This is a genomic window from Bradyrhizobium tropiciagri, from assembly GCF_018130545.1.
GTDB lineage: Bacteria > Pseudomonadota > Alphaproteobacteria > Rhizobiales > Xanthobacteraceae > Bradyrhizobium > Bradyrhizobium tropiciagri_A.
Map to the genome: position 1 here is coordinate 661,052 of NZ_JAFCKF010000003.1, position 22,513 is coordinate 683,564.

At 63.7% G+C, this 22,513-nt stretch carries 21 protein-coding genes; 10 read left to right on the plus strand and 11 right to left on the minus strand.

Going from position 1 to position 22,513, the window contains the following annotated elements; all coding sequences use genetic code 11:
- Positions 1–6: 6 nt before the first annotated feature.
- Entirely contained in the window at positions 7–1,200 is a 1,194-nt protein-coding gene (locus tag JQ616_RS15875) for a dipeptidase (protein ID WP_249136805.1), read from the minus strand.
- 147 nt (positions 1,201–1,347) lie between these two features.
- On the opposite strand from JQ616_RS15875, the gene JQ616_RS15880 reads away from it, so the two are divergent.
- Positions 1,348–2,049, plus strand: coding sequence for a fumarylacetoacetate hydrolase family protein (locus tag JQ616_RS15880; protein WP_212015731.1), 702 nt, complete (start codon positions 1,348–1,350; stop codon positions 2,047–2,049).
- 59 nt (positions 2,050–2,108) lie between these two features.
- Here JQ616_RS15880 and JQ616_RS15885 read toward each other — a convergent pair whose 3' ends face one another.
- Both JQ616_RS15885 and JQ616_RS15890 read right to left on the minus strand, forming a co-directional pair.
- Positions 2,109–2,375, minus strand: coding sequence for a hypothetical protein (locus JQ616_RS15885; protein ID WP_212015733.1), 267 nt, complete (start codon positions 2,373–2,375; stop codon positions 2,109–2,111).
- A gap of 183 nt (positions 2,376–2,558) precedes the next feature.
- Positions 2,559–2,780, minus strand: coding sequence for a hypothetical protein (locus JQ616_RS15890; RefSeq protein ID WP_212015735.1), 222 nt, complete (start codon positions 2,778–2,780; stop codon positions 2,559–2,561).
- A gap of 209 nt (positions 2,781–2,989) precedes the next feature.
- Here JQ616_RS15890 and JQ616_RS15895 point away from each other — a divergent pair, with 209 nt between their 5' ends.
- A complete protein-coding gene (locus JQ616_RS15895; RefSeq protein WP_249136806.1) occupies positions 2,990–3,262 on the plus strand; it encodes a hypothetical protein in 273 nt (90 codons plus the stop codon).
- On the opposite strand, the gene JQ616_RS15900 is transcribed toward JQ616_RS15895, so the two are convergent.
- The 3 genes from JQ616_RS15900 to JQ616_RS15910 form a co-directional block, all read right to left on the minus strand.
- Positions 3,259–3,636, minus strand: a complete 378-nt coding sequence (locus JQ616_RS15900; protein ID WP_212015737.1) for an SPW repeat protein — start codon at positions 3,634–3,636, stop codon at positions 3,259–3,261. The two genes, JQ616_RS15895 and JQ616_RS15900, sit on opposite strands and share 4 nt — an antisense overlap.
- A 24-nt stretch (positions 3,637–3,660) precedes the next feature.
- On the minus strand, positions 3,661–5,007 hold the full coding sequence (locus JQ616_RS15905) for an MFS transporter (RefSeq protein ID WP_212015738.1): 1,347 nt from the start codon (positions 5,005–5,007) through the stop codon (positions 3,661–3,663).
- Positions 5,008–5,204: 197 nt separating this feature from the next.
- Positions 5,205–6,902, minus strand: a complete 1,698-nt coding sequence (locus tag JQ616_RS15910) for an NAD-dependent malic enzyme (protein WP_212015740.1) — start codon at positions 6,900–6,902, stop codon at positions 5,205–5,207.
- A gap of 374 nt (positions 6,903–7,276) precedes the next feature.
- Here JQ616_RS15910 and JQ616_RS15915 point away from each other — a divergent pair, with 374 nt between their 5' ends.
- Both JQ616_RS15915 and JQ616_RS15920 read left to right on the plus strand, forming a co-directional pair.
- Positions 7,277–8,614, plus strand: a complete 1,338-nt coding sequence (locus JQ616_RS15915; protein WP_212015742.1) for an MFS transporter — start codon at positions 7,277–7,279, stop codon at positions 8,612–8,614.
- 278 nt (positions 8,615–8,892) lie between these two features.
- Positions 8,893–9,048, plus strand: coding sequence for a hypothetical protein (locus tag JQ616_RS15920; protein ID WP_167350189.1), 156 nt, complete (start codon positions 8,893–8,895; stop codon positions 9,046–9,048).
- Positions 9,049–9,139: 91 nt separating this feature from the next.
- Here JQ616_RS15920 and JQ616_RS15925 read toward each other — a convergent pair whose 3' ends face one another.
- Positions 9,140–10,069 (minus strand): aspartyl/asparaginyl beta-hydroxylase domain-containing protein, encoded by a 930-nt coding sequence (locus JQ616_RS15925; RefSeq protein WP_212015744.1) that lies wholly within the window; start codon positions 10,067–10,069, stop codon positions 9,140–9,142.
- Positions 10,070–10,415: 346 nt separating this feature from the next.
- Between JQ616_RS15925 and JQ616_RS15930 the strand changes: the two genes are divergently transcribed.
- Genes JQ616_RS15930 through JQ616_RS15945 form a run of 4 tightly spaced genes read left to right on the plus strand, consistent with a single transcriptional unit; the run spans position 10,416 to position 14,930 of the window.
- A complete protein-coding gene (locus tag JQ616_RS15930; RefSeq protein ID WP_212015746.1) occupies positions 10,416–11,615 on the plus strand; it encodes an ABC transporter substrate-binding protein in 1,200 nt (399 codons plus the stop codon).
- A 10-nt stretch (positions 11,616–11,625) separates the two neighbouring features.
- Positions 11,626–13,344 carry an FAD-dependent oxidoreductase gene (locus JQ616_RS15935; protein ID WP_212015748.1) on the plus strand — a complete coding sequence of 573 codons (1,719 nt, stop codon included), beginning with the start codon at positions 11,626–11,628 and terminating at the stop codon, positions 13,342–13,344.
- The gene (locus JQ616_RS15940; RefSeq protein ID WP_249136807.1) at positions 13,341–14,105 is read left to right on the plus strand and encodes an SDR family NAD(P)-dependent oxidoreductase; all 765 of its coding nucleotides are present in this window, start codon (positions 13,341–13,343) and stop codon (positions 14,103–14,105) included. The genes JQ616_RS15935 and JQ616_RS15940 overlap by 4 nt, the downstream gene beginning before the upstream one ends.
- A 30-nt stretch (positions 14,106–14,135) precedes the next feature.
- A complete protein-coding gene (locus JQ616_RS15945) occupies positions 14,136–14,930 on the plus strand; it encodes an IclR family transcriptional regulator (RefSeq protein ID WP_212015750.1) in 795 nt (264 codons plus the stop codon).
- 344 nt (positions 14,931–15,274) lie between these two features.
- Here JQ616_RS15945 and JQ616_RS15950 read toward each other — a convergent pair whose 3' ends face one another.
- The 4 genes from JQ616_RS15950 to JQ616_RS15965 all read right to left on the minus strand — a co-directional run bounded on the left by JQ616_RS15950 (position 15,275) and on the right by JQ616_RS15965 (position 19,797).
- Positions 15,275–15,427: a hypothetical protein gene (locus JQ616_RS15950; RefSeq protein WP_212015752.1), complete on the minus strand. Its 153-nt coding sequence runs from the start codon at positions 15,425–15,427 to the stop codon at positions 15,275–15,277.
- Between the two features lie 203 nt (positions 15,428–15,630).
- Complete coding sequence (gene ahcY / locus JQ616_RS15955; protein WP_212015754.1) at positions 15,631–17,058, minus strand: adenosylhomocysteinase; 1,428 nt, start codon at positions 17,056–17,058, stop codon at positions 15,631–15,633.
- Positions 17,059–17,184: 126 nt separating this feature from the next.
- Complete coding sequence (metK, locus tag JQ616_RS15960) at positions 17,185–18,381, minus strand: methionine adenosyltransferase (protein WP_212015756.1); 1,197 nt, start codon at positions 18,379–18,381, stop codon at positions 17,185–17,187.
- Between the two features lie 60 nt (positions 18,382–18,441).
- The gene (locus tag JQ616_RS15965) at positions 18,442–19,797 is read right to left on the minus strand and encodes a hypothetical protein (RefSeq protein WP_212015757.1); all 1,356 of its coding nucleotides are present in this window, start codon (positions 19,795–19,797) and stop codon (positions 18,442–18,444) included.
- A gap of 358 nt (positions 19,798–20,155) precedes the next feature.
- Between JQ616_RS15965 and JQ616_RS15970 the strand changes: the two genes are divergently transcribed.
- Complete coding sequence (locus JQ616_RS15970) at positions 20,156–20,998, plus strand: FkbM family methyltransferase (protein ID WP_212015758.1); 843 nt, start codon at positions 20,156–20,158, stop codon at positions 20,996–20,998.
- A 20-nt stretch (positions 20,999–21,018) separates the two neighbouring features.
- The gene (locus JQ616_RS15975) at positions 21,019–22,506 is read left to right on the plus strand and encodes a glycosyltransferase (protein WP_212015759.1); all 1,488 of its coding nucleotides are present in this window, start codon (positions 21,019–21,021) and stop codon (positions 22,504–22,506) included.
- The last annotated feature ends 7 nt before the right edge of the window (positions 22,507–22,513 follow it).

Here is a 22,513-nt window from a genome sequence, read left to right on the forward strand (position 1 = left end):
GTCTCATCAGCCCTTCGCGTCCCTGGCGGCAAGGCCTGCGCGCAACACGCGCAGGACATTGCCGCCCATCACCTTGCGGATGTCGTCGTCGGAGAACCCACGCGAGATCAGAGCCTGGGTAATGGCTACGATCCCGCCGGCATCAAAGCCCGTGGTGGTCGAGCCGTCGAAATCCGAGCCGAGGCCGACATGGTCGATCCCGACCAGGTCGCGGACATGGGCGATCGACTTCGCGACATTGTTCGGATCGAGCGAGCAGACCGCGCCCTGCCAGAAGCCGATGCCGACCACGCCGCCGGTGCGCGCAATGCCCCTGACTTCGTCGTCGGTGAGGTTGCGGTTGATCTTGCAGGTCGCCTGAACGCCGCCATGGCTCGACACCACCGGCCGCGTTGCCATCGCCAGCACGTCGGCGACCGCCGCGTGGCTGGCATGGGCGAGGTCGACGATCATGCCGATCGCCTCCATCCGCTGCACCACCTGGCGGCCGAGCGGCGTCAGCCCGCCCTTGGCCACGCCATGCATCGAGCCCGCGACATCATTGTCGAAGAAATGTGCGAGGCCAGCCATCCTGAAGCCTGCGGCGTAGAGCACGTCGAGATTGTCGATCTTGCCCTCGAGATCATGCAGGCCCTCGATCGAGAGCATGCCGCCGACCACGGTCACGCCGCTCTTGCGGTCGGCGAGCAGGCGATCGATATCGGCCGGTGTCCTGATCACGCGGAGCCGCCCGTCGGACTGCTCGGCGAAGTCTTGCAATTTCTCGGCATGCCACAGCGAGCGCTGCAGCAGCGAGAACCAGGTCCGCGGCGGTTGCAGATCGATGATCGCGAGATTCGTGATCGTGTCGCTGTCGCCGCCGTTGGCGTCATAGTTCTGCCCCTTCGGCGATTTGGTCACCGATGAGAACACCTGCAGCGCGTAGCGCCCCTCGATCAGGCGGGGCAGGTCGATATGGCCGCGGTCGGATCGCGCGAGCAGGTCGCGCTTCCACAACAGGCTGTCGGCATGCATATCCGCCACGTCGAGCGTCGCCTGCAAGGCCTGTGCGCCGGGCGTGATGTCCACGGCCACATGCTGGACCCTGTTCTGTCCGCGGTCGATCCGTTCCGGGGTGATCACAAAGAAGCGGACAGCGGCCGAGACCAGGGCCACGGCAAGCAGCGCAAGGCCGATCGAAAGCCATTTCCGCACCGGCATCACCGCTCTCGCCGGCCAGCGACCGCCAGGCCCGGCGGAAAGCTCGCCTCACGTCTGCGTCTGGTGCAGCCGCAGCCCCTAGCCCCCAGCGCCGTAACCGCGTAAACACGGCCCGCGCTGCTTCCTTCAACCCTTCGGGACCCGTTCATGAACGCCGCTTCCACCGTCATTCCGCTTCCCCCGCAGCCCTCGCTTCCCGTCGTCGGCGAATCCGGCACCTATCCGGTCCGCCGCATCTGGTGTGTCGGGCGCAACTATCTCGAGCATATCAGGGAGATGGGCAATGACGAGCGTGCGCCGCCGTTCTTCTTCGGCAAGCATGCCGACATGCTGGTGCCGGATGGTGCGACGATCCCCTATCCGCCGCTGACCAAGGACCTGCATCACGAGGTCGAGCTGGTCGTGGCGATGAAGAGCGGCGGGCTCAACATTCCCGCCGACAAGGCGCTCGAGCATGTCTACGGCTATGCAGTCGGCATTGACCTGACCCGCCGCGACCTGCAGATCGCCTCGCGCAAGAAGGAGCGGCCCTGGGAGGTCGGCAAGTCGTTCGACTATTCGGCGCCCTGCTCCGCGATCCAGCCAGCTTCCAAGATCGGTCACCCGACCGCGGGCAAGATCTGGCTCACCGTCAACGGCAAGGAAGCCCAGAAGGGCGACCTCACCGAGCTGATCTGGAACGTGCCTGAGATCATCTGGCAGCTGTCGCAGCAGGTGAAGCTCGCCGCAGGCGACCTCATCATGACCGGCACGCCCGCCGGCGTCTCGCAGCTGCAGGTGGGCGACAAGCTCGAATGCGGCGTCGATGGCGTCGGCAAGCTCGCGGTGACGATCGGCAAGCCGGAATAGACCCCGGAGCCCTACCATCAGACTGCGGCCCCGAACCTGGTTCGGGGCCGTTTGCGTTTTCAGAATTGCTCGTGGCCGGGATGATTGGGATCGCCCAAATATCCGCCGCCTCCGCTGCCACCCGCGCTGTCACCGCTGTAACCACTTCCGAGGCCGGGCGACGGATCGACCGGCTGGCGATGCGGGCCGCCCGAGCCGCCCGGGGGCAGTTTCGCGCCGACCATTTTCGGCGGCGCCATGGGAAGTCTGCCCGCCTGCGCGGAGCCCAGCGCGGTCACGCTGAACGCGACAACGGCAGCGAAAGCAACAAGCGAATTGCGTGTCATGCGTCGTCTCCTTGGATCTCGGGCCGGGGCACCACGCGCCAGCTCCGACACCGTGGTCTTCGCATGACCGCACCAACCTGCCTGTGAGGCGGGTCACGCTCGATCCTGCCCACGTCGAGACGACCTCGCATCGCCGGGAAAACCCCGGACCAGAGGTCCGGGGTTTTTCGCAGCGCGGCGCGGTCAGCGCATGGTGCCGGGCATGCAGGGCGGCTCGGTGAAGGGCGCGGTCGCGAACGATCCGACGTTCGGCGCCCGCACGCAATCAGTGGTCTTGCTGCTGACCGGTGTCGTCGCCTGAGCATGGGCGCGCCGCATCGCAGCATTGTTGCTGGCGGCTGATGCCTGAGCCGAATACGCAGCTGCTGCAACCAACGCAAGCGTCACGAAAGTCAATTTGGTCATTGGGGTTTCTCCGCCCGATGCATGAAGCCGACCAAGCTCGGCTCCTGTGACCAAGGAGCGTCAGCGCCCCATCATTATTTCATCACGCGCGATCACCGAACCGCGAGCGCGTCATCATCTGAGACGGGTCAGGGAATAGCCGAACGACCCAGGCACTCCATTTCATTGAGGCCGCGCGCAAGCGCGGCGATGACGGCATGGAGATTCGCATGAGCAATTGTCGGCGACTTGGCAGACAGGTTGGTCTGGCTGCAATCCTGTCTGCGGCGATGGCGACGTCTTGCTTCGCACAGGTGTCGGTGCAGGAGCCTAACGCCTACGCATCAAACGAAACTGCGACGCGGCCATGGTCGGCGCCGGTCGGCCACCGCCAGCCGCGCGCCGCCGACATTCCGGCGGCGACATCCACGTCGCAGCAGCTCATCGATCAGGAAGACGCAATCGTCGATCGCAAGATCAGGGGCATTTGCCGCGGTTGCTAGCTTCCAATGCTTTGCTGCGGCGCCGCCGGGCCGAGATGCGTCTTCTCGTACTCGAGCCACAGCTCGAGCAGCGCCATGAACGCGACCACTGCACCCGCGGCGATAGCAAAATGCATCGCGCGGGTGTGCGTGAAGCCGAGCAGCCAGGGCGAGGCGATCAGCCAGCATCCGACGACCAGGTTGATCCATTCCTCCCAGATCGAGAATGCTGCGATCGCCGCCAGCGACATGATCGCGATCGCGGCTCCGCTGATCCGCAGATCGATCGCCGCCGTGGGGTTGGCGTGTGCGAACAGCCACGGCGCAGCGAGCAGGAAGATCGCCGCGACGAGGTTATAGAGATCGAGCGCGGATTCTTTTCGCCATTTCACCATCGTCTCCTCCTTGCTGTCTCGAACTCACCGCTGATGTGCGGCTGCGGCATTGATGTCCTTGCCGGTGAAGTCGGTCATCAACGCGGTTGCGACGAGCGTGATGACGGCGCAGAGCGCAATATAGATCGCGATCGCGGTCGACGAATGATAGGTGCCGAACAGCCAGGCCGCGATCAGCGGCGCCGGACCACCGGCGATGACCGATGCGAGCTGGTAGCCGAGCGAGGCACCGCTGTAGCGCAGGCGCCCGGTGAAGCTCTCCGCGATCAGGGCAGCCTGCGGCCCGTACATCATGTCGTGCGGAACCAGCGAGAGGATGATCGCCAGGAAGATGACCGGCATCGATCCGGTGTTCAGCATCGCGAAGTAGATGAAGCCGAAGATGCCGGTCACCACCGCGCCGATCATGTACATGTTCTTGCGGCCGATCTGGTCCGACAGATGCCCGAACACCGGGATCGAGACGAACGAGACCACCGACGCGGCGAGCACCGCCGTCAACAACATGTCCCTCGACATCTTCAGCGTGCCGACGCCGTAGGAGAACACGAAGGCGGTGAAGATATAGAACGGCGCCTGCTCGGCCATGCGCGCAAAGGCGGACAGCAGGATCTCCTTCGGATGGTCGCGGATCACCGTCAGCATCGGCGTGCGGTCGACCTTGCGCTCGGCGAGCAGCTTGCTGAATACAGGCGTTTCCAGAATGCCGAGCCGGATGTAGAGGCCGACACCGACCAGGATGATGCTGAGCGCGAACGGAACGCGCCAGCCCCATGCCAGGAACTGCTCGCCCGACATCTGGCTGAAAGCCAGCACCGCAAGATTGGCAAGGAACAGCCCACAGGGCACGCCGAATTGCGGCCAGGACGCGATCAGGCCGCGCGAGCGATCGTTGCGCGCCCATTCCATCGACATCAGCACCGAACCGCCCCACTCGCCGCCGACGCCAACGCCCTGGATGAAGCGCAGCACGGTGAGGATCACCGCACCCCAGATGCCGATGCTGGAATAGGTCGGCACCAATGCGACCGCCGCGGTCGCAAGGCCCATCAGGAGCAGCGTCGCGATCAACGTCGATTTGCGGCCGATGCGGTCGCCATAATGGCCGAAGATCGCAGCGCCGATCGGCCGCGCGATGAAGCCGACCGCATAGATCGCGAACGCTTCCAGCGTGCCGACCCAGGGGTCGGAATGCGGAAAGAACAGTTTTGCGAACACCAGGCCGGTGACGGTGCTGTAGAGGAAGAAGTCATACCACTCGATCGCGGTGCCGACCGTGGAGGCGATCACTGCGCGGCGGAGCTGGAGCTGATGCTCGGCTGGCGCGAGTTGACCGGCGTCGAGACCGGAGGTTGGGCCAAATGTCGTCATGGGAGCGTCTCCCTCGAAGCCCCCGGATGGATCTCTTGAGTGTGGGTCGTTTGAATACGAACGACATCGCGGCGCCGAAGGTTCCAACAGAATGGAACGCGGCGCCTAGAACTTTAGTCGGCCGCGGTGACCTGTGAGGCCATCGCCTGCCGCACGCGGCGCCAAGGACGGCGCCCCGTTGCCACGCCTCGCGAATCCTACGGTCGATCGCCGCGCCGATACGGCACGTAGCGCGGGGTCCAGACCTTGGCCTGGATGCGCGCCTCGACCTGGTCGATCGGAATATCCTTGGCCAAGCCTTCCTTGTGCGCCTGCAAGGCCACCGCGAGCGCAACGGTCTGCGAGACCTCGCGCAGCGCGCTGACCGGCGGCAGCAGATTGTGCTTCGGGTTGTTGCGCGCGGGGGAGACACTGGCCAATGCCTTGGCCGCCGCCATGAACATCCCGTCGCTGACCCGGCTGGCACCGACCGCGAGCGCGCCAACGCCGACGCCCGGGAAGATGTAGGAGTTGTTGGTCTGGTCGACCTTGAAGCGCGCACCGTCACGGGTGATCGGCGGGAACGGACTGCCGACGCCGATCAGCGCCCGCCCCTCGGTCCAGGCTTCGATATCGGAAGGCGTCGCCTCCTCGCGCGAGGTGGGATTCGACAGAGGGAAGATCACCGGCCGCTTGTTGCACTCGGCCATCGCGCGGACGATCGGCTCGGAGAACGCGCCGGCCTGGCCGGAGACGCCGATCAGGACGGTCGGCCTGGCGTTGCGCACGACGTCGAGCAACGCGATCTTGTCGGGATGGCTGAGCTGCCAGCCCGCGATCGCCTGCCGGCTCTGCACGAACGGCAGCTGGAACGGGGCGAGCCCGCTCATGCCCTCGAGCAGCAGCCCGTCGCGGTCGACCATGAAGAAGCGTTTTGCAGCTTCGCTCTCCGACAGGCCGGCATCGACCATCGCAGCGCGGATCAGGCTGGCGATGCCGCAGCCGGCGGAGCCGGCGCCGAGCACGGCGACGCGCTGCTCGGTCAGCGGCACGCCAGTGACGTTGATCGCCGAGAGCAAGGCACCGGTCGCCACCGCCGCCGTGCCCTGGATGTCGTCGTTGAAGGTGAGGAGCCGGTCGCGGTAGCGCTCGAGCATCCGCGTCGCGTTGTTCTTGGCGAAATCTTCCCACTGCAGCAGCACGCGCGGCCAGCGCTTCACCACCGCCGAGACGAACGCCTCGATGAAGTCGTCATATTGCTGGCCGCGGACACGCTCGTTGCGCCAGCCGATATAGAGCGGATCGGCCAGGCAGTCGGGATTGTCGGTACCGACATCGAGCATGATCGGCAGCGTCGTCGCCGGGTGCAGCCCGCCGCAGCCAGTATAGAGCGCGAGCTTGCCGATCGGGATGCCCATGCCGCCGGCGCCCTGGTCTCCGAGGCCCAGAATCCGTTCGCCGTCTGTCACGACGATCGCCTCGACATGATCGAAGCGCGGATGGGCGAAAATGCGGTCGATCCGGTGCTGGTGCGGGATGCTGAGGAACAGCCCGCGCGGCTTGCGAAACAACCGGCTGAATTTTTGGCAGCCCTCGCCGACGGTCGGCGTGTAGACGATCGGCAGCAGCTCTTCCAGATTGCTGACCAGGAGCGCGTAGAACAGCGTCTCGTTGGTGTCCTGCAGTTCACGCAGAAAGGCATAGCGCTCGATGTCGGACTCGTAGCCGCGCAACGCCTCGAGGCGGCGCGAGACCTGCTCGTCGAGCGTCAGGATATTGGGCGGCAGCAGGCCATGCAGGTCGAACGCCTCGCGCTCGGCCTCGGAGAATGCCGTGCCTTTGTTCAACTGCGGATCGGCGAGCAGCTCGTAGCCGCTCAGCGCGGTGGTGGCGAAATCTGCAGTGGACTCGGACATGAGAAGGCCTTTCGATACGGAATCCCGGTCGGCACTGTAGCACCTCGACACCAGCGACCGGAACCCGAAGCGCCCTGCTCGCCAGCTTCTTGTCAGGCCGCGCGGCCGCGCCGGTTGCCTCGCAGCCATTGATGACAGCGCGATGAAGCCGGCAGCTATGCCCGGATCACGTGCATCGGCCGCGTCGCCGCTGTGGATCGTTGTGCCATGACCGATCACATCATCGCGAGCGCGCGATGAAGGCGAAGCAATCGGAGCCGGACAACATTTCGCCCATGTCAAATTCGCAACGCAGGTCGGGCAACTTCCATTCTGGTTCGACGCCGCACACGCCGATACTGTCCGGCAAAACAACAGGTGAGGAAAAACGAATCATGTCGGGAATGGAATTTGCGACGCCACGTCTGAAATCGATTCAGCGCGTCGCACTGGCTCTGCTGGTCGTTGCCGGGGTCGTCAACTACATCGATCGCGCGACGCTTGCGGTTGCCAATCCGCTGATCCGCGAGGAACTCGGATTGTCCATTGCGGACATGGGTTATCTGCTTTCCGCGTTCCTCTGGGCCTACGCGTTCTCTCAGCTCCCCACCGGCGCGATGGTCGACCGGCTCGGCCCGCGCCTGCTGCTCACCATGGGCCTCAGCCTGTGGTCGCTGGCGCAGCTCGTCGGCGGCCTGGTGCAGAATTTCGGTCAGTTCTTCGGGGCTCGCGTCCTGCTCGGAATTGGCGAAGCCCCGCAATTTCCAACCGGCGCGCGCGTGGTCCGCGACTGGTTCAACCAGCGCGACCGCGGGCTTGCCACCGGCGTATTCAATTGCGCGTCATCGCTCGGCACCGCGATCGCCGTGCCGCTGCTGACCTACCTGATGCTGACATTCGGCTGGCGCATCATGTTCGTGATCATGGGCGTCGCCGGCCTCGTCGTCGCCGCCTGCTGGTATTTGCTCTATCGCAATCCCGAACAGGTCGCGCTCACGGCGCAGGAGAATGCCTACCGGACGCAGGGCGATCCGCCCGGCCGGCGCACCAAGGTCACGTTCCGCGACTGGTCACAGCTGTTCCGCTTCCGCACCACCTGGGGCATGATCTTCGGCTATTTCGGCTGCATCTACCTGACCTGGATCTACACCGCCTGGCTGCCAGGTTATCTCGAGATCGAACGTCATATGAGCGTGAAATACACCGGATGGGCCGCCGCGGTGCCGTTCGCCTGCGGCGTCGTCGGCGGCGTCATCGGCGGATACATCGCCGATTTCCTGGTGCGGCGCGGCGTCGAGCCGCTGAGGAGCCGGCGCTATCCGGCCGCGATCGCCTTGCTCGGCACGGCGGCCTGCACGGTGGCCGCCGCTTATGTCGAGAGCAACGCGCTCGCGATCGCCTTCATCTCGATCTCGTTGTTCCTGGTCTACGTGACCAGCACCTGCGCCTGGGCCTTGAGTTCGGTCGCGGTCCCGACCAATTGCACCGCCTCGATCGGTTCGGTGCAGAATTTCGGCGGCTATCTCGGCGGCGCGCTGGCGCCGACCGTGACCGGCCTGATCGTGCAGAAGACGGGTTCGTTCGTGCCGGCACTGGTCGTCGGCGCCCTGATCGGCGTCGTCTCGGCCGGATGCTATCTGTTCATCGTCGACCAGCCGATCACGGCGGCCGACATGGATGCCGCGTCCGATGCCATCGGCTCACTCGGCGTCGGCGCCAACCGGGAACCGTAAGCCGGAACGAGACAGCGGAGAAATCCGTAGCGCGGAGATCACGGTCAGGCTGAAAATCGGCGCGTCCACAGCATACCTTGGTATGCGGCTCTCATTCCTTGTGATGGGCTGTGCTGACGCGCGTACAGTTGAGAGATGACGAGCGATTCTTAAACTCGCAGTACGCTCACGGACGCACCCGAGTTCCGTGATCGGGATCACTGCTCCGAAGCGTGAGTCGCGAGACGATCGCGAGAAGCAATGCCACCTGGAACGCGGGTTCTGCGAGGAATACTCAGATGATCGTCAACATTCAGAAGCTGGACGGCCTGTGGCACCTCATCGTCGGCTCCTGCAAGATTCGAACCCCGTTCCTGGAGACCCAGGACCGGGAGTGGGTGGTCGCGTACGCCCGGCGCGTCTACCCCGGCGCCAAGGTTTTCGAGCGCGACTGACACTGCTGCCGCGCTGTCTCCAACGCCCCAGACAAAAAGCCCCGGAGCATGCTCCGGGGCTTTTGCTTTCAACGTGGCAACGCCGCCGCGATCAACGCAGCGCCGACATCACGATCAGGCCGAGGATCAGCGCGGTCATGGAATATTTCAGCGTGTAGTACACGTTCCGGTTCCACTCCTTGACCTTGCGGCTGGCGAGATGGATCTCGTAGAGCTTGCCGAACACCTTGTTCAGCGCGCCGACATGCTCGCCGTCGACATTCTGGGTGGCCGACGCCTTGACGATGTTGTGGCTGACCCAGCGGTTGATCCGGGTCATGAAGCCGTACTTCATCGGACGCTCGACGTCGCAGAACAGGATGATGCGGTTGACGTCGGTCTTGTTTTCGGCGCTGTGGATGAAAGTCTCGTCGAACATGAAGGCCTCGCCGTCGCGCCAGACGCATTCGACGCCGTCGACGAGAATGCGGCACTCATTCGAGTTCGGCGTGACGAGGCCGAGGTGATAGCGCAGCGAGCCGGCAAAGGGATCGCGATGCGCCCCGAGCTTGCCGCCGGGCGGCAGCATCGCGAACATCGCGCCATGCACGTTCGGGATCGAATTCAAGAGCTCCACCGTCTGTGGGCACAGCGTCCGCGCCGACGGCAGGAAGTCGTCGTACCATTTCAGGTAAAAGCGCTTCCAGCCGCTCTTGAAGAACGAATAGAAGCCCCAGTCGTTGTTTTTGGCGGCGGCGCGGATGAAGCCTTCGTCGAACAGTCGCGTGGCCTCGTCGCGGATCGTCTGCCAGTTGTCCGAGAGCTTCTTCAGCTCGGGAAACTGCTCGACCGGGATCACCGGCGTGTTGGGCACCGCGGAGCCCGCATACATCAGCACGTTGTAGGGCGCGAGATAGGTCGAGTGATCGCCGAGCTGGCGGGCGAAGCGGAGCCGCTGCTTGCCGCGGAAGTGAACGTAGAGTGTGGAGGCCACCAGCACGTAGAGAATGACGAGCTGCGGCGCGAAGAGCTGTCTCAACATGATCCGTCTATGATCGCAGCCCGCCGACGCCCCTCACGCACCGCCCGCAGCAGCCAACGCCCGTCACGGGCGGCCCAGCCCGGGCGGCGAAGCACATCGCCGTCCACGAAAATTCCCCTGTTCCATAGTGACTTGGCACAACGGCGCGGGCCAGAAGCCTTGCCGCAATGTCATCCCGGACGACGCATGTAAGCGCTTACTCACCAATTGTGAAGCATCGCCTCATTCGCGTGTCAGCTTTGTGACATCATCACCACACATCGTTCGCCATTGACAAACAGATTAGATAATTACTAATCCTGAGATGACCCGCCGAAAGAACGCGGGACACCCAGGAGGAGGAACGATGAGACATTTTCTGGCGGCAGCCATTCTCGCGGCAATGACCACGGCCGCGCACGCCCAGATTTCCGATGACGTCGTGCGCATCGGCGTGCTGACCGACCTGTCGAGCTGGGGACGCGATAATTCCGGTCCGGGCTCGGTCGAGGCAGCCAAGATGGCGGTGGAGGAATTCGGCCCGACCGTGCTCGGCAAGCCGATCGAGATCATCTCGGCCGACCACCAGATGAAGACCGATGTCGGCGTCCAGATCGTGCGCGGCTGGTTCGACAACAGCAAGGTCGACGCCGTCGTCGATATTCCCAACTCGGGCATCGCCATCGCCGTGCACAACATGGTGCGCGAGCGCAACAAGATCGCGCTGCTGTCCGGCCCAGGCGCGAGCTCGCTGACCGACGAACTGTGCAGCCCCAACACCGTGCATTTCACCTACGACACCTACGCGCTGTCCAAGGTGACGGCGTCGGCCGTGATCGCGGAAGGCGGCAAGTCCTGGTACTTCATCACCGCGGACTACGCTTTCGGCCAGCAGCTCGAGAAGGATGCGACGCGCTTCGTCAACGAGATGGGCGGCAAGGTGCTCGGCAGCGTCAAGCATCCGACCAACACGGCAGACTTCTCCTCCTTCGCGCTGCAGGCGCAAAGCTCGAAGGCCGACGTGGTGGCATTCGCCAATGCCGGCCAGGACACCGACAATTCGATCAAGCAATCCGGCGAGTTCGGCCTCGTCCAAGGCGGCCAGAAGCTGGTCGGCCTCCTGATGTTCGACACCGACGTGCATGCGATCGGCCTCAATGCCGCGCAGGGCACCTACATGACGACAGCATCGTACTGGAACATGGACGACAAGACCCGTGCCTGGTCGAAGAAATTCTTCGCCCGCACCAATGTGATGCCGACCATGATCCAGACCGGCGTCTACGGCTCGGTGCTGCATTATCTGAAGGCGATCAAGGCCGCCGGCACCGACGATCCGCAGAAAGTGATGGCCAAGATGCGCGAGCTGCCGATCGAGGACACCTTCGTGCATGGCGGCAGACTGCGCGAGGACGGCCGCGTCATCCGCGACATGTATCTGGCCAAGGTGAAGAAGCCCTCCGAATCCAAGGAGCCATGGGACTATCTCGACATCATCAAGACGGTGAAGGGCGAGGACGCGTTCCGCCCGGTCTCCGAGTCGAAGTGCCCACTGCTCAAGAAATAGGATCGATCGCGTGGCCAACGAAGAAACTTATGAATGCGACGCGCTGGTCGTCGGCTCCGGCTGCGCCGGGCTGTCGGCCGCGGTCACCGCCGGTCATCACGGGCTGAAGGTCCTCGTCGTTGAGAAGGAGCCGCGCTTCGGCGGCACCACCGCGCGCTCCGGCGGCTGGCTGTGGATTCCCGGCACCTCACTGGCCAAGGCCTGGGGCATCGAGGAAAGCCCCGACCAAGCAAAAACCTATCTGCGCCACGAGGCCGGCAACAGCTTCGACGCCGCGCGCGTCGATGCGTTCCTGACCGAAGGGCCGAAGGCGGTCGACTTCTTCACGACCAGCACCGCGGTTCGTTTCGACATGCCGCTGACCTTCCCGGACTATCACGCCGAAGCGCCCGGCGGCGCGCAGGGCGGCCGCTCGATGGTGACGCGGCCGTTCGACGCCCACGAGCTTGGGCCGGCCCTCAAGGATCTCGGCAGTCCCCTGCCCGAGCTCACCGTGTTCGGCATGATGCTCGGCTCCGGCAAGGAGATCGTGCACTTCATGCGCGCGACGCGGTCGCTGACCTCGGCCGTCTATGTCGCCAAGCGGCTGTCGAAACACGCCATCGACGTGATGCGTAATGGCCGCGGCATGACCTTGACCAACGGCAACGCGCTTGCCGGACGGCTGGCTAAATCCGCCTTCGACCTCAAGATCCCGCTCTGGCTCAACTCGCCGGTGCGCGAATTGATCGTCGAGAACGGCGTGGTGCGCGGCGCGGTCGTCGTGCGCGATGGCCGCACCATCCGCGTCAATGCCAAACGCGGCGTGGTGCTCGCCTGCGGCGGCTTCCCGCACGACGTCGCACGGCGGCAGAAGATGTTTCCGCATGCGCCAACTGGAAAAGAGCATTACTCGCCGGGCCCGACCGGCAACACCGGCGATGGCCTGCGCCTTGCGGAATCCGTCGGCGGCCGCGTCGACGACTCGCTGCCGAATGCTGCGGCCTGGGTGCCGGTCTCGGTCACGACGCGCAAGGACGGCTCGAAGGGCGTGATGCCGCATTTCATCGATCGCGCCAAGCCGGGCGTGATCGCTGTCATGCGCGACGGCAAGCGCTTTGCCAATGAAGGCAATTCCTACCACGACTTCGTGCAGGCGATGATCAAGGCAGCGAAGCCCGGCGAGGAGATCGCGGCCTTCCTGCTGTGCGATCACGAGACGCTGCGCAACTACGGCCTCGGCTGCGTACCGCCGCGCCCGATGCCGCTGGGTCATCATCTGAAGACCGGCTATCTCAAACGCGGCGCGACGCTGGCCGAGCTTGCCACGCAAGCCGGCATTGATGCGAAAGCGCTCGAGGCCACGGTCGCTGCGTTCAACGCAACCGCCGCCGAGGGTCGCGATCCCGCCTTCGGCAAGGGCTCGCGCGCCTATAACCGCTACCAGGGCGACGCGTTGCACGGGCCCAATCCGTGCATCGCGCCGATCCAGCACGGGCCGTTCTACGCCATCAAGATGGTGATCGGCGATCTCGGCACCTATGCCGGCATCCGGACCGACGCCAACGCCCGCGCGCTCGACGCCGACGGCCAGCCGATCGAAGGCCTCTATGCCGCCGGCAACGACATGGCGAGCATCATGGGCGGCAACTATCCCGGCGCCGGCATCACGCTCGGCCCCGCGCTGATCTTCGGCTATATCGCGGGCAAGCATCTGGCGGGTGCCGCAGCAGAGAGAAGCGCGGCATGAGCACGATGCCGAGCCTGCTCGCAGGCAAGCGCGCGCTGGTCACCGGCGCCGCGCACGGCAACGGACGCGCGATCGCCCTTGGCCTCGCTGCGCATGGCGCTGACGTCGTGGTGTCCGACATCGATCTCACCGGCGCCGAGCAGACTTCCGCCGAGATTCGCGAGCGCGGCCGCGCGGCGTGGTCGTTCGCGCTCGACGTGACCGATGCGGAGGCCTGTGCCGCGCTGGCGCGGAACGTGGCGCGCGAGATCGGGCCGATCGCGATCCTGGTCAACAATGCCGGCATCATCATCCGCGAAGGCATCACTTCGCCGCGCGCGCATGACAATTGGCGGCGGGTACTCGACGTCAACCTGACCGGCACCTTCAACGTCACCCACGCCTTCCTGCCGGCGCTGCGCGAGACGCGCGGCGCGATCATCAACATCGGCTCGATTGCCTCCTTCCTCGGCGTCGCCGATACGCTCGGCTACGCACCGTCCAAGGGTGGCGTGAAGCTCCTCACCCAGGCACTCGCCCGTGAGCTTGCCGCTGACGGCATCCGCGTCAACGCGATCGCGCCCGGCGTGATCGAAACCGCGATGACCGAAGCAACCCGCAGTGACCCTACCCGGCTCGCCGGATTTCTGGGCCGCACGCCGCTTGGCCGCGTCGGGCAACCGGAGGAGCTGGTCGGCCCGGTGGTGTTCCTGGCGTCGGAGCTGGCGTCCTATGTGAACGGCGTGACCATGCCGGTCGACGGAGGCTTTCTCGCCGTATAAGGACGTTGTCGAAAGAGCTGGCAGAGCGAGATGACGAGAGAAAGCCGCGGCATACAATCGATCGAGGTCGGCGGAGAATTGCTCCGCGCGCTCGCCCGCAGCGGCGAGCCGATGATGCTGCGTGATCTCGCCCGCGAGGCCGGCATGCCGCCGGCCAAGGCGCATCCCTATCTTGTCAGCTTTTCCCGCATCGGCCTGATCGAGCAGGACGAGACCACCGGCCGTTACGAGATCGGCGCGCTGGCGCTCGAGCTCGGCCTGATCAGCCTGCGCCGACAGTCCGCGGTGCGGATCGCGACGCCCAAGATCGCCGCGCTCGCCGACAGCATCAATCACGCGGTGTCGCTGTCGGTCTGGGGCACCCACGGCGCCACCGTGGTGCGGCTCGAGGAACCGAGCCATCCCGTGCATATCGCGATGCGCGTCGGGTCGGTGGTGGCGCTGCTGGAAACCGCGACCGGCCGCGCCTTCGCCGCCTTCATGCCGCCGAACGCGATCAGGACGGCGCTCGACAGCGGCCTCGACCGACTCGGCGTCGGCTACAACCCGAAGCGAGAGACCGCCAGCGCGAAAATGACGGAGATGCTTGCCGAGGTTCGGAGCCGCGGTCTTGCGCGCGCGATCGGCGATCCCCTGCCCGGCGTCAACGCCTTCGCTGCTCCGGTGTTCGATCATGCCGGCCACGTCGCACTGGTCATCACCGCGATGGGACCGGAGGGCACCTTCGATGCCAGCTGGAACAGCGCGATCGCAGCCGCGCTGCGCGGCTGTGCAGGCGACATCTCGCGGCAACTCGGGCACGGCACGGTGCGCGCGTCGGGCTGAGGTGTGGCTCATCGGTGCGAACGGCACCCGGCTTTCCCTGCGCCCTCTTCAAGAGCGAGGGCGGACTGAAGAGCAAAGCCCGGGCAAGAGATGTCGCGAGAATGCGGACGTTCGACTCACGGCCGCGCCACACACTCGGTGTCGTCCCGGCGAAAGCCAGGACCCATTACCCCAAATCTCTATTGTTGCGGGACGTCAGGGCAACGATCGCGTTCATCACTGAATTCGGTCGTTATGGGTCCTGGCTTTCGCCAGGACGACGATCGTGTGTGCGGCACCCGCATGCGCGGGTGCTGGCACCGAAAGCTAGGCTGTTTGGGTAGTGAAACGCGCGCAACGAACGCTTAAGCCCGCAGCGCTTGCAGGCTCTTGAAGGTCAGGCGCTTGGGGTCGCGGACACCGGCGAGATAGAGCTTTCGGATGAAGGCGACGACTGCGTCACGGTCGCAATCGGTCAACGCAACCACGGCGTCGACCGCAATCTTCTGGGCTTCCATGGGAACAAGTCCTCCGCTGCAGCCTCGAACCCGGGAGCCTAGGTGCTGCCGGTTAATCCGGCATTAACCTCTGCCCATGATCTCCGATTCCAGCCCTCTCGCGTATACGCGAAACAACGCATGCGGCGGCCGGTTCCTCCACTCAGCAAAAAGCCCCGGACGATGCCGGGGCTTCTCGCTTGATCGGTCGCAGAGACCGCGGATCAGTAGCGGTAGTGATCCGACTTGTACGGACCTTCCTGCTTGACGCCGATGTAGTCGGCCTGATCCTTGCGCAGCTCGGTCAGCTTGACCCCGATCTTGGCAAGATGCAGACGGGCCACCTTCTCGTCGAGCGACTTCGGCAGCACGTAGACTTCCTTCTTGTACTTGCTGTCCTTGTTGTTGGCGAACAGCTCGATTTGCGCCAGCGTCTGGTTGGTGAAGGAGGCCGACATCACGAAGGACGGGTGGCCCATCGCATTGCCGAGGTTCACGAGGCGGCCTTCCGACAGCATGATGATGCGGTGCTTGTCGGGGAACTCGATCTCGTCGACCTGCGGCTTGATGTTGGTCCACTTCAGATTGCGAAGGCTCGCGATCTGGATCTCGTTGTCGAAGTGGCCGATGTTGCAGACGATGGCGCGATCCTTCATCGCGCGCATGTGCTCGATGGTGATGATGTCCTTGTTGCCGGTGGCGGTGACGAAGATGTCGGCGCGCGGCGCGGCGTCTTCCATCGTCACGACCTCATAGCCTTCCATCGCCGCCTGCAGCGCGCAGATCGGATCGACTTCGGAGACCATGACGCGGCAGCCGGCCTGGCGCAGCGAAGCCGCCGAGCCCTTGCCGACGTCGCCGAAGCCCGCGACCATCGCGACCTTGCCCGACAGCATCACGTCGGTGCCGCGGCGGATGCCGTCGACCAGCGATTCACGGCAGCCATAGAGGTTGTCGAACTTCGACTTGGTGACACTGTCGTTGACGTTGATCGCCGGCCACAACAGCGTGCCGGCCTTCTGCATGTCATAGAGACGATGCACGCCCGTGGTGGTCTCTTCGGAAACGCCCTTGATGCTTTTGGCAATCTCGGCGAAATAGCCCTTCGGCTTTTCCTTGAGCTGCTTCTTCAAGAGCGCGAAGAAGACTTCCTCTTCTTCCGAACCTGGCTTGTCGAGGAACGCGGTGTCGCCGTTCTCGGCCCGCAGGCCGAGATGGACGTACATGGTGGCGTCGCCGCCGTCGTCGAGGATCATGTTCGGATGACCGCCGCCGTGCCAATCGAACAGCTTTGCGGTGTAGTCCCAATATTCGGTGAGCGTCTCACCCTTGACGGCGAACACCGGAATGCCGGCGGCTGCGATCGCCGCCGCCGCGTGATCCTGCGTCGAATAGATGTTGCAGGAGACCCAGCGAATGTCGGCGCCGAGAGCGGCCAGCGTCTCGATCAGCACGCCGGTCTGGATCGTCATGTGCAGCGAGCCCGCAATGCGCGCGCCCTTCAGCGGCTGCTTGGGGCCGTACTCCTCGCGGGTGGCCATCAGGCCGGGCATTTCGGTCTCGGCCAGCGAGAGCTCCTTGCGGCCGAAGTCGGCGAGCGCAATGTCCTTGACGATGTAGTCGGTGAAGCCGGGCTTCGTGGGGGCGTTCATTTGAGCGTCCTGTTGTTGAACTGGTCATTCCGGGGCGCCTCGAAGAGGCGAACCCGGAATCTTGAATTGATGGAATAGGATTCCGGGTTCGCACGCTCACGCGCGCGCCCCGGAATGACGCAGGCGTTAGAGCGCGCGCTTCAGCGGCTCGACGAGATCGGTTTTCTCCCAGGAGAAGCCGCCCTCATTGTCCGGCGTGCGGCCGAAATGGCCGTAGGCCGAGGTGCGCGCGTAGATCGGGCGGTTGAGGTCGAGATGGGTGCGGATGCCGCGCGGCGTCAGATCCATCGCCTTCGCCGCCGCCTTCTCGAGCTCGTCCTCCGACACCTTACCGGTGCCGTGGGTGTCGATGTAGATCGACAGCGGGCGCGCCACACCGATCGCGTAAGCGAGCTGCAGCGTGCAGCGGTCGGCGAGACCGGCCGCGACGATGTTCTTGGCGACATAGCGGGCGGCGTAAGCAGCCGAGCGGTCGACCTTGGTCGGATCCTTGCCGGAGAACGCGCCGCCGCCATGCGGAGCCGCGCCGCCATAGGTGTCGACGATGATCTTGCGGCCGGTCAGGCCGGAGTCGCCATCGGGACCGCCGATGAAGAACTTGCCGGTCGGATTGATGTGCCAGATCGTCTTGTTGTTGATCCACTCCTTCGGCAGCGCCTCGCGGACATAGGGCTCGACGATCTCGCGGATCTGCTTGGAGGTAAGGTCCTCGACCAGATGCTGATGCGAGACGACGATCTCGCGGACGCCGACCGGCTTGCCGTTCTCGTACTGCACGGTGACCTGGCTCTTGGAGTCCGGACCCAGCACCTTCTCCTTGCCGGAGTGGCGCGCTTCGGAGATCAGCCGCAGGATCTTGTGAGCGTAGAAGATCGGCGCCGGCATCAGGTCGGGCGTCTCGTTGGTGGCGTAACCGAACATGATGCCCTGGTCGCCGGCACCCTCTTCCTTGACTTCGCCCGGCTGCAGCGCGTCGACGCCCTGCGCGATGTCGGCCGACTGCGGATGCAGCAGGATGTCGATGTCGCAGGTCTTCCAGTGGAAGCCGTCCTGCTCGTAGCCGATGTCCTTGATCGCACCGCGAACGACGCTCTCGATCTGCTCGTTGGTGACCGAGGCCGGTCCGCGGGTTTCGCCGGCGATCACCACCTTGTTGGTGGTCGCGAGCGTTTCGCAGGCGGCGCGGATCTGCCACGGGTCGATGCCCGCTTTCGGTCCCTCGCGGTAGAACAGGTCGACGATCTCATCGGAGATACGATCGCAGACCTTGTCCGGATGGCCTTCGGAGACCGACTCGCTGGTGAAGAGATAAGACGCGCGCATCAAGCAAACCCCTTGTTTCGTCGAAGTCCGACGTTGGTTGGTGAATATGTCCCCGGAATGTCAGTCTCGTCGCCGCGAGATGACGTAGGATTCGTCGTAGAACCACAGCCCGTTGTGTTTGCGGAGAACTTCGCGTGTGGCCTCGAGAGCTCGTCCGTTTTCGGTCGTTTCGGTCAACCGCTCGTCTTCGATCTGCGCGACATACACCGCCGCATTCCATGCTGCAAAGGCCGTCGAGGTTCCGATCGAGCCGGTCACCTCGTTGGGCAGCGCTTCCATATCATATCGAAAGATCGAACGGTTATCGGCGTAGGCGTTGAAGTTCAGCTCGCGCCCGGCGGAGCCCAACTCGTACTTCACTGCGCGCAGTATCTCATGGCGGCTGACCGCGAAAGGATTTTCTCCGGGCCACACGGCTTGAATCATTTCAAGCCCGGGATCGCCGCCGTGGGAGTGGATTCCTATCAGACGTCCGCCGCCGCGCAGCGCGCGGGCGAGCGGCGCGATGATCCGCTTGGCGCGGAAGTTCACCGAGGATTTGGCGCGGTAGGGCTGCGAGGCGATCACGAGATCGAAATTGGCCTCGGTGCGGCCGGCCCGCGGAATGATGGAATCGAGCAGGAAGCGGTGGTCGTCCCGATACAGCACCAGCGCCACCGGCCGCTCATAGATCGGCATCGCATTTCCGGAGCTGAGATTGGCTCGCCAGTTCTGCTCAAGGAATGGGCCGAGTTCCGCGATCTGGGCTTCGAAGTCACCCGATGAGGCCCCGCGCAGGGCGACCTCATGCCAGATCATGCTGGCGGCCGCCGCGGAGTTCTTCGGCGTCAGCCAGGGCGCCTCGGCGTAATACATGTTCGTGAACACGAAGACGCTGGCCGGATGCTCGAACAGGCGATCGGGGACCTTGTCCAGGGTGAGGCGGACGTCCTCGAGGCTCAGTTCCTTGCCGGCGACATAGAACGGCATATGTGGGAAGCGGCCATGCATGGCACGCAGGACCCGCGCCAGCACGGTGCCGTCGCCCATCCCGGCATCGAACACCCGCAGCGCCGGCGGCCGCGGGTGGATCGCGGCCAGTTCCAGCGCCACCCGGTCGGCAATCACCCGCTTCTCGCTGCAGGTGTGCACGAACAGCAGATAGCGCTGGCGATTCTCGAAGAAGCGGAAATTGCCCCGCGGATCGCGCTTTTCCGGCGGAACCACCAAGCCGCGCGGCGGCGCCACGCCGCCCGGCGTCGAGGTGGCGATGAAGCCGTTGATGCGATCGAGCGTATCGATGGTGATGCGCTTGCCCTCGCGCAGCCGGTGCACCAGCTTGCCGTCGTTGACGGCACGGCGGCCGAACGTCGTCTCCGCCATATCGGAACGGCGGCAGAAATCCGTGATCTGGCTGAGGATTTCGTCGTTCTTCATGGCGCCGAGCAGACGGTGGAGTGGGCAGCGGTGAGTGGGACAAGAGTGGGCAGCGGCAACGAGCAGTGGACCCATATCATCATATGCCCACCAAGGGAAGGCCGGCGCGCGATTGTCGTAGGGAGAACCAAGGGGTGACGCAGATCACCATCTCTGCCTGGCCGCCTCAATTGATCCGCACAAGCGGTCGCGCTCTCGCGCCAAGCATTGCGCGCAAAATTGTCACAACCACCGATTTTCAAACAAAAGTTCCACAGCCCTTCGCTTCGCTGAGCGCGACGAGCGACCATTCCCCACGTTTTACAACCACGCCAACGTTCGTTAAGAGTGCCCGCTTTAAGGAACACTAAATCCGCCAATGAAAACCACGCACAAGATCGGCGCCGCTCGCTTGATGTACCGCGCCGTTCGCGCAGGACGGTCGCTGCTGGGAAGATCTGATCGCCAGATCGCCGTCAGAAACGGCATCAACTACGATCTGGACCTGGCGCAGGGAATAGATTTCGCGATTTATCTCGGCAACATCTACGAGCGCCAAACGCGGGCCAAGCTACGCACACTTGTGAAGCCCGGATCGCTGGTCCTCGACATCGGGGCCAACGTAGGAGCACATACTCTCCATCTGGCTCACCTCGTTGGCCCGCAAGGACGCGTTCTCGCCTTCGAGCCGACCGACTTTGCCTTTCGCAAGCTTAACCGAAATCTCGAATTGAATCCCGAGTTGCAGAAGCGGGTGATTCCTTTTCACTGTTTCCTGACCGGCAAGGACGCCGAGCCGGTTCCGTCAGCCATCTATTCGAGCTGGCCTCTGACCAACGAATCCGGTTTGCACGCAAAGCATCTTGGGCGTGAAATGCGCACAGAAGCGGCGCAAGCACGCAGGCTCGACGATGTTCTGGCCCAGTTCCCCGACCTTCGGGTGCAGCTCGTGAAGCTCGATGTGGATGGTTACGAGTGCGATGTCCTCCGTGGAGCGCCAAAGCTCATGAAGGACGTCAAGCCGATTTTCGTCATGGAACTGGCGCCCTACGTGCTAGAGGAACGCGGCACCTCGCTGGAAGAACTCTTTTCGTATTTCATTCCAAACGGGTACCGTTTTTTCGATGAGAAGCACAGCAAGGCCCTACCCTCCTCGGCCGCTGAACTAGGCCGAATGGTTTCGGACGGCGCCTGCATCAATGCAATTGCCCGTGCGCAATAGTGTGACTGTCGGAGATAGCATTGGCCCCTTATTCATCCCAGACGAATGCAGCGGCGACGTTGCCCAATGAGCCGCAGCCGCTCAGCAAACGTAAGCGCGAATTCCTAGAGCGCATCGAGGCCACGCTCGAGGAACAGGAGCGCTGGCGGAAGATCAATTCGGCTTACTATGCCGAAGACCTTCAATACATGCGCTTCCTGATTCCTCCCGGGAAGCGGGTGCTCGAACTGGGTTGCGGCCGTGGCGAGCTGCTTGCTGCGCTTGAGCCCTCCTATGGAGTGGGCATCGACTTCAGCCGAGCGGCGATCACACGCGCGCGCGAACGATTTCCAAATCTGCAATTTCATGAAGGCGACGTGGAAGACCCGCAAACGTTTGACGCGATCGAAGGTCCATTCGACTACGTCGTCATCGCGGATACGATCGGGATGTTCGACGACATCGACGGAACGCTGGGACTGATCCAGAGGATCTGCTCACCATCGACGCGACTGGTGATCTCCTACTACTCTCCGCTTTGGGAACCGATCCTCAAGATTGGAGAAATGCTCAAGCTGAAGAGCTTGCAGCCGAAGATCAACTATATCGCAACTTCGGATTTTCTTAACCTGATGGATCTTGCCGATCTTGAGGTCATCAGGCACGAGCAACGGCAATTGCTGCCGCGGCGATGGTTCGGGTTGGGACCATTCATCAATCGGTTCATCGCGCCGCTGCCGGGCATCCGCAATTTATGCTTGCGGACATATCTTGTCGGGCGCCCAATACGGCAGTTTGCCGATCGGAAGCTCTCGGCGAGCATCCTCATTCCTTGTCGCAACGAACGGGGCAACATCGAAAGCGCCATCAAGCGCATGCCCAGGTTCGGCAGCGCGCAGGAGATCATCTTCGTCGAGGGCAACTCGAGTGACGGCACCTTCGAGGAGTGCGAGCGGGTTCGCGACGCCTATCGGGGCGTTTGGGACATCACGGTGCTCAAGCAGGACGGCAAGGGTAAAGGCGACGCCGTACGAAAAGGCTTTGCGGCGGCCAAGCAAGACGTGCTGATGATCCTCGATGCGGACCTGACCATGCCACCCGAGGCGCTACCAAAATATCACGCCGTGATCGAAAGCGGAAAGGCTGAATTCGTCAATGGCAGCCGCCTTATCTATCCGATGGAAAACGAAGCGATGCGGCCGCTCAATCTAATTGCCAATCGATGCTTTGCGTACATTTTCAGCTATCTGACCAACACGCGATTGACCGACACATTGTGTGGCACCAAGGTCCTGCTGCGAAAGGACTACGAGGTGCTGGCACGCGAGCGATCCTATTTCGGCAATTTCGATCCGTTCGGTGACTTCGACCTGATCTTCGGCGCGGTGAAGCAAAACCTGAAGCTGATCGAAACGCCCATTCACTACAAGGCCCGCACGTTCGGCGAAACTCAGATTTCGCGATTTCGCGACGGCTGGCTGCTGCTTAGGATGGTCGTATTCGCCTATCGCAAGCTCAAAGCTATATGATCGGTGA

Excerpts from the sequence above, each read along its gene's own strand:
- JQ616_RS15875 (WP_249136805.1), bottom strand. The coding sequence starts at position 1,200 with ATGCCGGTGCGGAAATGGCTTTCGATCGGCCTTGCGCTGCTTGCCGTG.
- JQ616_RS15880 (WP_212015731.1), top strand. The coding sequence starts at position 1,348 with ATGAACGCCGCTTCCACCGTCATTCCGCTTCCCCCGCAGCCCTCGCTT.
- JQ616_RS15885 (WP_212015733.1), bottom strand. The coding sequence starts at position 2,375 with ATGACACGCAATTCGCTTGTTGCTTTCGCTGCCGTTGTCGCGTTCAGC.
- JQ616_RS15890 (WP_212015735.1), bottom strand. The coding sequence starts at position 2,780 with ATGACCAAATTGACTTTCGTGACGCTTGCGTTGGTTGCAGCAGCTGCG.
- JQ616_RS15895 (WP_249136806.1), top strand. The coding sequence starts at position 2,990 with ATGAGCAATTGTCGGCGACTTGGCAGACAGGTTGGTCTGGCTGCAATC.
- JQ616_RS15900 (WP_212015737.1), bottom strand. The coding sequence starts at position 3,636 with ATGGTGAAATGGCGAAAAGAATCCGCGCTCGATCTCTATAACCTCGTC.
- JQ616_RS15905 (WP_212015738.1), bottom strand. The coding sequence starts at position 5,007 with ATGACGACATTTGGCCCAACCTCCGGTCTCGACGCCGGTCAACTCGCG.
- JQ616_RS15910 (WP_212015740.1), bottom strand. The coding sequence starts at position 6,902 with ATGTCCGAGTCCACTGCAGATTTCGCCACCACCGCGCTGAGCGGCTAC.
- JQ616_RS15915 (WP_212015742.1), top strand. The coding sequence starts at position 7,277 with ATGTCGGGAATGGAATTTGCGACGCCACGTCTGAAATCGATTCAGCGC.
- JQ616_RS15920 (WP_167350189.1), top strand. The coding sequence starts at position 8,893 with ATGATCGTCAACATTCAGAAGCTGGACGGCCTGTGGCACCTCATCGTC.
- JQ616_RS15925 (WP_212015744.1), bottom strand. The coding sequence starts at position 10,069 with ATGTTGAGACAGCTCTTCGCGCCGCAGCTCGTCATTCTCTACGTGCTG.
- JQ616_RS15930 (WP_212015746.1), top strand. The coding sequence starts at position 10,416 with ATGAGACATTTTCTGGCGGCAGCCATTCTCGCGGCAATGACCACGGCC.
- JQ616_RS15940 (WP_249136807.1), top strand. The coding sequence starts at position 13,341 with ATGAGCACGATGCCGAGCCTGCTCGCAGGCAAGCGCGCGCTGGTCACC.
- JQ616_RS15945 (WP_212015750.1), top strand. The coding sequence starts at position 14,136 with ATGACGAGAGAAAGCCGCGGCATACAATCGATCGAGGTCGGCGGAGAA.
- JQ616_RS15950 (WP_212015752.1), bottom strand. The coding sequence starts at position 15,427 with ATGGAAGCCCAGAAGATTGCGGTCGACGCCGTGGTTGCGTTGACCGAT.
- ahcY (WP_212015754.1), bottom strand. The coding sequence starts at position 17,058 with ATGAACGCCCCCACGAAGCCCGGCTTCACCGACTACATCGTCAAGGAC.
- metK (WP_212015756.1), bottom strand. The coding sequence starts at position 18,381 with ATGCGCGCGTCTTATCTCTTCACCAGCGAGTCGGTCTCCGAAGGCCAT.
- JQ616_RS15965 (WP_212015757.1), bottom strand. The coding sequence starts at position 19,797 with ATGAAGAACGACGAAATCCTCAGCCAGATCACGGATTTCTGCCGCCGT.
- JQ616_RS15970 (WP_212015758.1), top strand. The coding sequence starts at position 20,156 with ATGAAAACCACGCACAAGATCGGCGCCGCTCGCTTGATGTACCGCGCC.